At 63.6% G+C, this 12239-nt stretch carries 10 protein-coding genes and 1 pseudogene; 4 read left to right on the top strand and 7 right to left on the bottom strand.

Annotated elements, in window-relative coordinates; all coding sequences use genetic code 11:
- Nucleotides 1-5 precede the first annotated feature (5 nt).
- The 3 genes from AO692_RS03185 to fhuB are packed head-to-tail and all read left to right on the top strand — an operon-like array spanning nt 6 to nt 3694.
- The gene (locus AO692_RS03185; RefSeq protein WP_054308594.1) at nt 6-803 is read left to right on the top strand and encodes an ATP-binding cassette domain-containing protein; all 798 of its coding nucleotides are present in this window, start codon (nt 6-8) and stop codon (nt 801-803) included.
- A 46-nt stretch (nt 804-849) separates the two neighbouring features.
- The gene (locus AO692_RS03180; RefSeq protein ID WP_244483240.1) at nt 850-1725 is read left to right on the top strand and encodes an ABC transporter substrate-binding protein; all 876 of its coding nucleotides are present in this window, start codon (nt 850-852) and stop codon (nt 1723-1725) included.
- Entirely contained in the window at nt 1718-3694 is a 1977-nt protein-coding gene (gene fhuB, locus AO692_RS03175; protein ID WP_054308592.1) for a Fe(3+)-hydroxamate ABC transporter permease FhuB, read from the top strand. Before AO692_RS03180 ends, fhuB begins: the two co-directional genes overlap by 8 nt.
- A gap of 18 nt (nt 3695-3712) precedes the next feature.
- On the opposite strand, the pseudogene AO692_RS33610 reads toward fhuB, so the two are convergent.
- The 3 genes and pseudogenes from AO692_RS33610 to metH all read right to left on the bottom strand — a co-directional run.
- Nucleotides 3713-3843: pseudogene (locus AO692_RS33610) on the bottom strand (hybrid-cluster NAD(P)-dependent oxidoreductase); the annotation flags it as partial.
- A 20-nt stretch (nt 3844-3863) separates the two neighbouring features.
- Nucleotides 3864-4253: a glyoxalase superfamily protein gene (locus tag AO692_RS03170; protein ID WP_054308591.1), complete on the bottom strand. Its 390-nt coding sequence runs from the start codon at nt 4251-4253 to the stop codon at nt 3864-3866.
- The gene (gene metH, locus AO692_RS03165; protein WP_054308590.1) at nt 4250-8032 is read right to left on the bottom strand and encodes a methionine synthase; all 3783 of its coding nucleotides are present in this window, start codon (nt 8030-8032) and stop codon (nt 4250-4252) included. The genes AO692_RS03170 and metH overlap by 4 nt, the downstream gene beginning before the upstream one ends.
- A 225-nt stretch (nt 8033-8257) precedes the next feature.
- Here metH and AO692_RS03160 point away from each other — a divergent pair, with 225 nt between their 5' ends.
- Nucleotides 8258-8683 (top strand): Fur family transcriptional regulator, encoded by a 426-nt coding sequence (locus tag AO692_RS03160; protein ID WP_054308589.1) that lies wholly within the window; start codon nt 8258-8260, stop codon nt 8681-8683.
- A 21-nt stretch (nt 8684-8704) separates the two neighbouring features.
- Here the strand turns inward: AO692_RS03160 and AO692_RS03155 are convergent, their stop codons facing one another.
- Genes AO692_RS03155 through AO692_RS03140 form a run of 4 tightly spaced genes read right to left on the bottom strand, consistent with a single transcriptional unit; the run spans nt 8705 to nt 12222 of the window.
- Entirely contained in the window at nt 8705-9547 is an 843-nt protein-coding gene (locus tag AO692_RS03155) for a metal ABC transporter permease (RefSeq protein WP_054308588.1), read from the bottom strand.
- Between the two features lies 1 nt (nt 9548).
- Nucleotides 9549-10409 carry an iron/manganese ABC transporter permease subunit SitC gene (sitC, locus tag AO692_RS03150; protein WP_054308587.1) on the bottom strand — a complete coding sequence of 287 codons (861 nt, stop codon included), beginning with the start codon at nt 10407-10409 and terminating at the stop codon, nt 9549-9551.
- The gene (locus AO692_RS03145; RefSeq protein WP_054308586.1) at nt 10406-11305 is read right to left on the bottom strand and encodes a manganese/iron ABC transporter ATP-binding protein; all 900 of its coding nucleotides are present in this window, start codon (nt 11303-11305) and stop codon (nt 10406-10408) included. The genes sitC and AO692_RS03145 overlap by 4 nt, the downstream gene beginning before the upstream one ends.
- Nucleotides 11302-12222, bottom strand: a complete 921-nt coding sequence (locus tag AO692_RS03140; protein ID WP_054308585.1) for a metal ABC transporter substrate-binding protein — start codon at nt 12220-12222, stop codon at nt 11302-11304. Before AO692_RS03140 ends, AO692_RS03145 begins: the two co-directional genes overlap by 4 nt.
- Nucleotides 12223-12239 lie beyond the last annotated feature (17 nt).

Here is a 12239-nt window from a genome sequence, read left to right as displayed (position 1 = left end):
ACTTTATGGATGCAGCAAAGAACCCGGACCTGCATCTCTATGACATCGACGCCGCCTCTTTCGCGGCCGGCGGGCGCACCATCCTGTCCCCACTCACCATGACGCTGGCGCCTGGCCGTTTCTACGGTCTGGTCGGCCCGAACGGTTCTGGCAAGAGCACATTGCTGAAGCTCCTGGCGCGGCAGCAGGATCCCGCCCAAGGCTCGATCCGGTTTTCAGGCAGGCCGCTCGAAACCTTCGGTACGCGCGACTTCGCCCGCAGCGTTGCCTATATGCCGCAATTCACGCCACCCGCCGAAGGCATGAACGTGCGCGAACTGGCGAGCCTCGGCCGCTTTCCCTGGCACGGCGCGCTCGGCCGTTTCAGCGCCGACGACGAGGACAAGGTGACCCGGGCGCTGAAGCAGACGTCGCTGACGGCGCTCGCCGACCGCATGGTCGACAGCCTGTCGGGTGGAGAGAGGCAGCGCGCCTGGCTTGCGATGATGCTCGCGCAGGATGCGCGTTGCCTGCTTCTCGACGAGCCGACCTCCGCGCTCGATCTCGCGCATCAGGTCGAGATCCTGGCGCTGGTCAGGCAGCTCAGCCGCGAGCGGGGCATCGCCGTGATCGCCGTGCTGCACGACATCAACATGGCTGCATCCTTCTGCGACGAATTGATCGCGCTGCGCCAAGGCAGGATCGTCGCGCGCGGTACTCCCGATCGGATCCTCGACCCCGCCGTTCTGGACAGCATCTATGGCCTGGCCATGGGCATTACCAGGCATCCGCAAACCGGTGCGCCGATCAGCTATGTCCTTTAAGCCTTCGAGCTATGGCCGGCCGGCGCAAGGCTCGGCGGATCGGACCTTGCGCCGTCTCGATCGGCGCGCGTTCCTCGGCATCGCCGCCTCGGCCTTCCTGCCTGCGCTCGTGTCCGCCGGTCCGCAGCGCCTCGCCATCATCGACTGGGGCGTGCTCGAAACAGCCCTGGCGATCGGCGCGGTGCCGCTTGCTGCGACGGAACTCAGGCAGTTCGCGCGCATCGCGGTGGAGCCGGCTGTTCCCGCCAGCGTCGTCGATCTTGGCCTCAGGGGCTCGCCGAACTATGAGCTCCTTCGCAGCGTCGCCCCCGATCTGATCCTGATTTCCGGCTTCTACGAATATCAGCTTCCCTCGCTGGAGCGGATTGGCCCGGTCCTCACATTGCCGATCTATGAAGCCGGCAAATCGCCTTACCCGCTGGCGTTGTCGTCGATGCTGGCCTTGGGCGAGCGCGTCGGGCTGAGCGGTGAGGCTGAACACTATGTCGCCGACACGGCTGCCGAGTTGCAGCAGCTGCGCACGGCCCTGCGTTCCTTCGCATCACGGCCCGCCTTCCTGATCAGCCTTGGCGATGCTCGCCATTTTCGCGCTTTCGGTGCGGACTCCATGCCGGGCGATATGCTGACCCGGCTGGGTATCGCCAACGCGTGGCGCGACGACACCAGCTACAGCGCGGCAGCACCCGTCGGCATCGAAGCGCTCGCCCGCGTGCCCGAAGCCTCGATCATCGTCATCGGACCATTGCCGGCGGAGGTCAGTCGCGGCCTGCCCGACAATGCGCTGTGGAACGCCTTGCCCGCCGTGCGCGAGGGGCGTGTCGCGGTGCTCGAGCCGGTCAATCACTTCGGCGGGTTGCCGTCCGCGCGCCGTTTCGCGCGCCTGCTCGCCGAAGCGGTCGCCGCGAAAGCCGCGCATGACTAGGCGCCTTCCCTTGCCCATGCTTTTCTGGGGTGCCATGGCGCTGCTGGCCGCCCTGCTTTTTGGCCAGAGAGTGGGACAGCAATGGTCGGCAACACACCCCGGCCAAACGCTGGATATCGACCGCGTCATCCTGGTCTACGGCCTGTTGCCGAGAGCGGCGGTTGCCCTGCTTGCCGGTGCCGCGCTCGGACTTTCGGGCCTGCTTTTGCAGCGCATATTGCGCAATCCGCTGGCCGAACCCTCGACCCTGGGCATTTCCGCCGGCGCGCAGCTGGCGCTGGCTTTGGCAACGCTCTACGCGCCGGCTCTGGTTGAGCATTCCTCCGCCGGGGTAGCCTTCGCAGGCGGTACGGCCGCCGTCGCACTGATCCTTGCCCTGACCTGGCGTCGCGGCCTGGAGCCTGTCTCTGTCGTGCTCGCCGGCATGATGGTGGCGCTGACCGCCAATGCCGCCGGTGCCGCCCTGATCCTGGCCAATGGCGACTATCTGTTTTCGCTGTTCATCTGGGGCGGCGGTTCTCTCGTCCAGCAGGGCTGGGATTCTGCCATCGCGATCGGCTGGCGGCTTGCGATCGGTTTCTGTGCCGCCATCGTGCTTCTGCGGCCTCTCGCCATCCTCGGCCTGGATGACGTTTCGGCGCGCGGTCTCGGTCTCTCGTTGAACGCGAGCCGTTTCCTGCTGATCGCACTCGCCGTGTGGCTGGCGACCACGGTCGTGGCCGAGGTGGGCATCATCGGCTTTGTCGGCCTCGCTGCTCCCGTGCTGGCGACGCTGTCCGGAGCCCGTTCGTTGAAGCAGAAGCTGATTGCTGCTCCCTTGATCGGTGCGGTGCTGCTGTGGTTGACGGACGGGCTGGTGCAGCTTGTCGCCGGGGAAGGCGGCGAGCGGGTGCCCACGGGGGCCGCGACCGCATTGCTGGGCGGTCCGCTCCTGTTGTGGCTGCTGCCGCGTCTGCGCCTGTTCGAATGGCCCTCGCTTCAGGAGAGCAGGAGCGCACCACGCCGCGCCGCACACCCGTGGCGGCGGATCGCCCTGCTCGGCCTGTTGGGTATCCTTGCCTCGGTCGTTGCCCTGTCGCTCGGCCAAGGATTGGACGGATGGTCGTTTGCCTCCGGTGACCTGCTGGCCGATCTGGTAGCATGGCGTTTGCCGCGCGTTGTCGTTGCCGCGGCCTGTGGCGGCATGCTTGCGGCTGCCGGCGTGGTCATCCAGCGCGTGACGTCCAATCCCCTGGCGAGCCCGGAAGTGCTGGGCATCGGCGCCGGTGCCGGCGCTGGTCTGGCGGCCGTTCTGCTTTTGGCGGGAATCGCCGGGCTGGGCTGGCAACTGGCTGGGTCGAGCCTCGGGGCCCTGCTTGCGCTCATCGTGATCCTGGCGATCGGCGCACGCGGCAATCTCGGTCCCGAACGTCTTCTGTTCGCCGGCATTGCCATGAACGCGCTGTGCAGCGCGATCCTTGCCGCGGTCATCTCCCTGGGAAATGCGCAATCCTACAGGCTGCTGGGCTGGCTCACCGGCTCCACGATCCAGGCGACCGGCCTGGAGGCGTCGATCGCCGTGATCGGCCTTGTCGTGATCACCGTGCCGCTGCTGCTCGCCGCCCGCTGGCTGGAGATCCTGTCCTTCGGTCCGAGCACGGCGCTTGCCCTAGGGCTTCCTGTCCGCCCGGTGCGCAACACGCTGATCCTTATCGCCGCGCTCGCCAGCGCTCTCGCTTCGCAGTTCGTCGGCCCGCTCAGCTTTGTCGGGCTGATCGCGCCGCATCTCGCCCGTATGATTGGGCTCGATCGTGCCCGGGCACAACTGGCCGGCGCCATCATCCTCGGCACACTTTTGATGGTGATCTCCGACTGGCTGTCACGGATGATCGTCTTTCCCTATCAGCTTCCTGTCGGATTGTTCGCCTCGCTGCTGGGTGGGGTCTATCTGACCTTCCTGCTTGGCAGGGGCGTTCACCGTCATGGCTGAAGGGTTTTCGCACCAATCTCATGCCTCGATCTCCAGAGCCGTGAGCGACTTCGAACAGTAGGCAAGGATGAACCCCTGGTCGACCTCCTGATCGAGGAGGCGCCATTGTGGTTCATCTCCACTTCTCCGGAGACCTTGCTGATGCGACACTCGTAAAAGCGACGTTCAATCAGGCCGCATCCGGGCCGATCGAAATCGAGCCGAAGGAAATCTCGTTGCCGTCCGGATCAGCGATCCTGCAGTCGCGCATTCCGTAGGCGCGGTCTTCGAGAGGAAACAGGACGCGTGCGCCCGCAGCAGCAATGCGATCGTAGTAGGCATCGACATTGTCGACATAGACATAGGCCCGGCTGCGCTGGAACGCGTCGCCGGTCTCGGACAGATTGAACTCGACCTTGTCTCTGCAGACAGCCGCCAGTGTGACAGGGGTGCCAAAAGTCCATGAGACCTCGAAGCCGAGCACGGACCGATAGAATTCCAAGGCGCGTTGAAGATCGCGGACCCCCAGGATCGGAACGACTCCAGTGAGCGAGGGCGCGTGTGTCGTGGGTTCGGTCATTCGGCGGCTTCGGCAAGAGACGACGGCACGTAGTTGAGGATCGGTCCGAGCCAGCGCTCGACATCCGCCACGGCCATGCCCTTGCGCGTTGCGTAGTCCCCGACCTGATCGCGTTCGACCTTCGCGACGCCGAAATAGTAGCTTTCGGGCTGCGCGAGGTAGAGGCCGGAAACCGACGAGCCGGGCCACATCGCCATGCTCTCGGTCAGGCGCACGCCAATCCGCTCCTCCGCCTCCAGGAGGTTGAACAAGGTCACCTTTTCTGTGTGATCGGGCTGGGCTGGATAGCCGGGGGCAGGGCGGATACCGCGATAGGGCTCGCCGATCAGATCGTCGGGCGCGAGGTTCTCGTCGGCGGCATAACCCCAGTACTCCTTGCGCACCTTTTCGTGCATGCGCTCGGCGAAGGCTTCCGCGAAACGATCCGACAAGGCTTTCACGAGGATTGAATTGTAGTCGTCATTGGCACGCTCGAAACGCTCGGCGATGGCGATTTCCTCGATGCCGGCCGTGACGACGAAACCGCCGATGTAATCAGGCTTGCCGCTGTCCAGGGGGGCTACGAAATCGGAAAGCGCGACATTCGGCTTGCCGTCCCGTTTGGTCAGTTGCTGGCGCAACGTGAAGAAGGTGGCAAGATCCTTGTCCCTGGCCTCGTTCGCAAACAGCCGGATGTCGTCGCCTATCGTATTGGCGGGCCAGAAGCCGATGACGGCTTTCGGTGCGAACCACTTTTCGTCGATGATCTTCTTCAGCATCGCCTGCGCGTCGTCGAACAGCTGCCGCGCCGCTGCGCCCTGCTTTTCGTCTTCGAGGATCTTGGGATAGCGCCCCTTCAGCTCCCAGGTCTGGAAAAAGGGCGTCCAGTCGATATAGCGGGCGAGTTCGGCCAGGTCCCAGTTTTCGAATACCCTGGTTCCCAGGAAAGACGGCTTCGGTGGCTGGTAGTCGGCCCAATCGATCCGGTGCGCATTGGCGCGCGCCTTCGCCAGCGGCAGTCGCTGTTTTTCGCGCTCCGAGCGCTCATGCGCTTCGGTCACCTTGCGATATTCGGCCTGGATCGTGTCGACATAACCCGCCTTCATGTCAGGCGACAGCAGGCTGGAGACGACACCGACAGCGCGGCTGGCATCGGTCACGTAGACAGCCTGCCCCTGTTGGTAACGCGGATGGACCTTGACCGCGGTGTGGACACGGCTGGTCGTGGCGCCGCCGATCAGCAGGGGGATGTCGAAACCCTCGCGCTCCATCTCCGAGGCCACATGCACCATCTCGTCGAGCGAAGGGGTGATGAGACCGGAAAGTCCGATCACATCGACCTTTTCATTGCGCGCCGTTTCCAGGATCTTGGTCGCCGGCACCATCACGCCGAGATCGATGATCTCGTAATTGTTGCAGGCGAGCACGACGCCGACGATGTTCTTGCCGATGTCGTGGACGTCGCCCTTGACGGTGGCCATCAGGATCTTGCCGGCGCTTTGGCGTTCGCCGCCGCCATTGGCCGCCTTCTCCGCTTCCATGTAGGGCAGCAGCACCGCCACGGCCTGCTTCATGACCCGTGCCGATTTCACCACCTGCGGCAGGAACATCTTGCCGGCGCCGAACAGGTCGCCGACGACATTCATGCCGGCCATCAGCGGCCCCTCGATCACATGCAGCGGCCGCTCCGCCACCTGGCGGGCGGCTTCGGTGTCCTCGACGATGAATTCGGTGATGCCGTTGACGAGCGCATGTTCAAGCCGTTTTTCGACAGGCCATTCGCGCCAGGCGAGATCCTTCTCCCTGGCTTCCATGCCGCCGTGGCCTTTGAAGCGTTCGGCGATCTCGAGCATGCGTTCGGTCGCGGTGCCGCCCGTCTTGGGCTGGCGGTTGAGCACGACATCCTCGCAGGCCTCGCGCAGCTCCGGATCGATCGATTCATAGACGGCCAGCTGCCCGGCATTGACGATGCCCATGTCCATGCCGCGCTGGATGGCGTGGTATAGGAACACGGCATGCATGGCCTCCCGCACCGGCTCGTTGCCGCGGAACGAGAAGGAAAGGTTCGAGACGCCGCCGGAGATGTGGACATGCGGCAGTGTCTTGACGATCTCCCCGGTCGCCTCAATGAAGTCGACGCCGTAATTGTCATGCTCCTCGATGCCGGTGGCGATCGCAAAGACGTTCGGATCGAAGATGATGTCTTCCGGCGCGAAGCCGGCCTGCTCGGTGAGCAGCTTGTAGGCTCTTGTGCAGATCTCGACCTTGCGGGTTTGGGTGTCCGCCTGGCCGACTTCGTCGAAGGCCATCACCACCACGGCTGCGCCATACATGCGGCACAGCCTGGCGTGATGCAGGAAGGCCGCTTCGCCTTCCTTCATCGAGATCGAATTGACGATCGGTTTGCCCTGCACGCATTTCAGGCCGGCCTCAATGACGTCCCATTTCGAGGAATCGATCATCACGGGCACGCGCGCGATATCGGGTTCAGCGGCGATCAGGCTGAGATACTCGACCATCGCCTTCTGCGAATCGATAAGGCCTTCGTCCATGTTGATGTCGATGATCTGCGCGCCGTTGGCGACCTGGTCGCGGGCGACGTCGAGGGCAGCCGCGTAGTCGCCGGCGGTGATCAGCTTCCGGAACTTGGCCGAACCGGTGACATTGGTGCGTTCGCCGACATTGACGAAGGGAATGTCCTTGGTGAGCGTAAACGGCTCCAGGCCGGAGAGGCGCATCAGCGGCGAGCGTTTCGGCAGGCTGCGCGGCTCGTGCCGGGAAACCGCCTCGGCGATCGCCGCGATATGCTCCGGCGTCGAGCCGCAGCAGCCGCCGACCACATTGACCAGCCCTTCGCGCGCGAACTCTTCGACCTGGCCGGCCATGAAGTCCGGGCTTTCGTCATACTGGCCGAAAGCATTCGGCAGGCCGGCATTCGGATAGGCGCAGGTGAATGTGTCCGCGATGGACGACAGTTCGGCCAGATGCGGGCGCATCGCGGCCGCACCCAGCGCGCAGTTCAGGCCGATGGTGAAGGGCTGGGCATGCCGGATGGAATGCCAGAAAGCAGTTGGCGTCTGGCCGGAAAGCGTGCGGCCGGAAAGGTCCGTGATCGTGCCGGAGATCATGATCGGCAGCCGGACGCCCTTCTCCGCATAGATCTCCTCGCAGGCGAAGATCGCCGCCTTGGCGTTGAGGGTGTCGAAGATAGTCTCGATCAGGATGATGTCGGCGCCACCGTCGATCAGCCCGCGCAACTGCTCGCCATAGGCAAGGCGCAGATCGTCGAAGCTGACGGCGCGATAGCCGGGATTGTTGACGTCCGGCGAGATCGACGCGGTGCGGTTGGTCGGCCCAAGCGCGCCGGCGACGAAACGGCGCCTGCCGTCTTCTTGTTCCGCCCTGCGGATCGCGCGCCGCACCAGCCGTGCACCGTCGCGGTTGAGGTCGTAGACCATGTCCTCCATGCCGTAATCGGCCTGCGCGATCGAGGTGGAGGAGAAGGTGTTGGTCTCGATGATGTCGGCGCCGGCCTTGGCATAGGCGTAGTGGATATCTTCGATGGCCTTCGGCTGGGAAAGGATCAACAGGTCGTTGTTGCCCTGCTGATGGCAAGCGCAGCCGCCGAAGCGGTCGCCGCGGAAATGATCCTCGCCGAAACCGAGTCCCTGGATCTGCGTGCCCATCGCGCCGTCGAGCACAAGGATGCGCTCCCGCGCAGCAGCCTTGAGGGCGGTGAGGATTTCCGAGCCGTCGGGACGCGACGACAACGGGCCGAAGAGTTCATCGACCGAAGACATATTGCGACACTCTTCATTCCAGGAACGACGTCCCTGAAACTAATCACATAAAGACATCTTTATGTCAACATGCGGATTTCGCATTGTGGACATGTTAGCGGCAGCGAATCCGAGATCAGGATGAAGGTGTCCTCTTGCGCGGCAGGAACCTTTTTTGCGAATGCGACGCATCTGAGATAGGACTGCGAAGACCTTCAAGGCCGGAGCAAGCGGGAGAGTCGCAGGTTGGAACAAAGCATTACAGATCTCTGCAAGGAATTCGGACTGAGGCTTACAGGCCCCCGTCGCATCATCATGCAGGTTCTGTTCGATTCAAGCGATCACCCGGATGTCGTCGAACTCCACCGCCGCGTCACCGCGATCGAACCGACGATTTCGCTGGCGACTGTCTATCGCACGGTCAATCTGCTGCGCGAGAAGGGCGTGCTGGAGCGCCATACTTTCGGCGACGGCCGCGCGCGCTACGAGACCACGCCGCGCGAACATCATGATCATCTCATCAATGTGGAAACGGGCAGCGTGATCGAGTTCCAGTCGGAGGAAATCGAGCGATTACAGGAAGAGATCGCCCGCAAGCACGGTTTCGCCATCGTCAGCCACAAGCTCGAGATCTATGTGCGGCCCCTGAAGCGGGGTCGAGGTCGAACATAGCCCGACGCAGTCGCGGCTCCTTCAGCCGGCTGGATGGCTGGCTGCCGCTCGCGCCGCCTTCAACGTGGTGACGAGGAAGGCGGCAATGAAGAGCACGGTCAGCAGCAGAACGATGGTCGGCGCCGGTGCGCTGTCGATGAAGAATGACAGGTAGACACCCAGCAGCGACGCGCCGACAGCGATCACGACCGACAGCCAGAGCATGACGCTGAAACGCGTCGTCAGCAGGAAGGCGATGGCGCCGGGTGCGATCAGCATGGCGATGGCAAGGATGATGCCGACCGCCTTCAACGCGCCGACGATGGTCAGCGAGATCAGGCACAGCAGGCCGTAATGCAGCAGGTTGACGCGCAAGCCGACGGCCCTTGCTTGCGCCGGGTCGAACGCGTGCAGCAGGAAATCCCGCCACTTGAAAGCGATGATGCCCGCCGTGATCGCCGCGATCACGGCCGTTTCGGCGATATCGCGCAGGCCGATCCCCAATATGTCGCCGAACAGGATATGGTCGAGATGAACCTCGGACTGGATCTTGACGTAGAGCACCAGGCCGAGCCCGAACATGCCGGAAAACACGATGCCCATCACCGTGTCCTGCTTGATGCGGCTGTTGTCCTTGAGGAAGCCGGTGGCGAGCGCGCAGATCATGCCGGCGGCGAAGGCGCCCACCGCGTAGGGCAGACCGACGATGTAGGCGAACACCACGCCGGGAAAGACGGCGTGGCTGATGGCGTCGCCCATCAGCGACCATCCCTTGAGCACGAGGAAGCAGGAGAGCAGCGCGGTCGGGATCGCAATCAGCGCCGCGATTATCATCGCGTTGATCATGAAGTCGAACTGGAAGGGCGCAAGCAAGGCATCGAACATATCAGGCTGTCCTTTCCAGCGCTTTTGCGGCGCGGCGGCGTGCGGCCAGCATGCCGTGCTTGGGCGCGAAGAAGAATGCGACAAGGAAGATCAGCGTCTGCAGCACCACGATGATGCCGCCGGTGGCCCCGTCGAGGAAGTAGCTGGCATAGGCGCCGACGAAGCTGGTGGCCGCCCCGATGACGACAGCGATGAGAAGCAGGCGCGGGAAGCGGTCGGTCAAAAGATAGGCCGTGGCGCCCGGTGTCACCACCATGCAGATCACCAGGAAGGCGCCGACGGTCTGCAGCGCGGCGACCGTGGATGCCGACAGCAGCGTGAAGAACATGATCTTGAGCGCCGCCGGATTGAGGCCGATCGAGCGTGCATGGCTCTCGTCGAAGAAGACGACCATCAGGTCCTTCCACTTCAGCAGCAGGATGGCGAGCGAGACGAAGCCGATGATGGCGAGCTGCAGGGTGTCTTCGGGCGTGATGGCAAGGATATTGCCGAGCACGATGGTCTGGATGTTCACGGAGGTCGGCGACAGCGACACCATGAAGAGGCCGAGGCCGAAGAAGGAGGAGAAGATCAGGCCGATGATGGCATCCTCCTTCAGCTTGGTGCGCTGGTTGAGGAACAGCATCGCGGCGGCGGCAAGGCCGCCGGAGAAGAAGGCGCCGATGGAGAACGGAAGCCCCAGCATATAGGCGCCGGCAACGCCCGGCACGATCGAGTGCGAAAGCGCGTCGCCGATCAGCGACCAGCCCTTCAGCATGAGATAGCACGACAGGAAGGCGCACACGCCGCCGACCAGCGCCGACACCCACATGGCGTTCAGCATGTACTGATAGCCGAAGGGCTCCAGGAGCAGCCCGCTCATTCCTTGTCCTCCCGGAGCTTCTGCTGCATCGATCCGCTTTCGCCGTAGAAGACCAGTGGCCGCTCGTCGTCGGTGATGACGGCGAGGCGGCGGCGATCGTCGTCCTGATGCAGCCCCGCGCCGCCGAGCACGAAATGGCGCAGCACGCCGCCGAAGGCTTTTTCCAGATTGGCCTGGGTGAAGGTTTCCGCCGTCGGACCGGAAGCAAGCACGGTGTTTTTCAAGAGCACGGTGCGGTCGCAGAATTCCGGCACGCTGCCGAGATTGTGCGTGGACACCAGCATGACGCGGCCTTCGTCGCGCAGCGCGCGCAACAATTCGATGATGGCGTCCTCGGTCTTGACGTCCACCCCGGTGAACGGCTCGTCGAGCAGGATGACGCGGCCGTCCTGCGCCAGCGCGCGGGCCAGGAACACCCGCTTCTTCTGGCCGCCCGACAGTTCGCCGATCTGGCGTTTTCGGTACTCCGTCATGCCGACGCGGGTAAGGGCAGCCGAAACAGCCTCGCGGTCGGCCGCCTTGGGTATCCGCATCAGGTTCATATGGCCGTAGCGCCCCATCATGACGACGTCCTCGACCAGCACGGGAAAGTTCCAGTCGACTTCTTCGGCCTGCGGCACATAGGCGACCAGATTCTTGCGCAGCGCCTCGGCGACAGGCATGCCCAGAACCTGGATGCTGCCTTTGGCGAGATGCACAAAGCCCATGATGGCCTTGAACAGGGTCGATTTGCCCGAGCCGTTGACGCCGACCAGCGCCGTGATCGTGCCCGTCGGAATCTCGAAGCTGGCATCGTGCATCGCGGTGAGGCCGTTGCGATAGGTGACGGTCGCATCCTTGACCGAGATGCCCGTCTCGGAAGCCGCCGGGACGAAGCTCTTGAAAGGAGCCGTCATTGCGAGATGCCTTCGGCGAGACCTTGCTGTATCGTATCGGAAGTGACGCGCAGCAGGTCGATGTAGGTGGGCACCGGACCGTCCGCCTCGCTCAGTGAATCGACATAGAGGACGCCGCCGTAATGGGCACCCGTCTCGCGGGCGACCTGCCGCGCGGGCTTGTCCGAAACGGTGCTTTCGCTGAACACCGCCACGATGCCGTTGGCCCTGACGGCATCGATCACCTTACGGACTTGCTGGGGCGTGCCCTGCTGGTCGGCATTGATTGGCCACAGATAGAGTTCCTGCATGCCGAAATCGCGCGCCAGATAGCTGAAGGCGCCTTCGCTTGACACCAGCCAACGCTTGTCTTGCGGGATTTCCTCGAGCTTTTGCCGGATCGGCGCGATCGTCGCCTCGATCTTCTGTTTGTAGGCTTCGGCGTTCGCCCGGTAGATGTCGGCATTCGCCGGATCGTATTTGATGAAGGCGTCGCGGATATTGTCGACATAGATCAGTGCGTTTTTCGGCGACATCCAGGCATGCGGATTGGGCTTGCCGGTGTAGGGTCCTTCGGCGATGCCCATCGGCTCGACGCCTTCGGAAACGACAGCACCCGGCACGTCGTGCAGGTTCTGGAAGAACTTCTCGAACCACAGTTCGAGATTGAGGCCGTTCCACAGGATGAGTTTCGCGCCTTGCGCGCGCTGGATGTCGCCCGGAGTGGGCGCATAATTGTGGATCTCGGCGCCCGGCTTGGTGATCGATTCCACGATCGCGGCATCGCCCGCAACATTCTTTGCCATGTCGGCGATCACCGTGAAGGTGGTCACGACCTTGAATTTCTCCTGCGCGGAAGTGGGTCCGGCCGCGAAGAGTGCCGTGATGGCTAATCCTATCGCTGCGGCCAGGATCGATCGTCTCATCCTATCGGGCATAACGGCTCCTTGTTGCG

It is taken from the genome of Mesorhizobium sp. 1M-11, from assembly GCF_001303895.1.
GTDB lineage: Bacteria > Pseudomonadota > Alphaproteobacteria > Rhizobiales > Rhizobiaceae > Mesorhizobium.
This window is presented reverse-complemented; position numbering and strand designations above follow the sequence as displayed.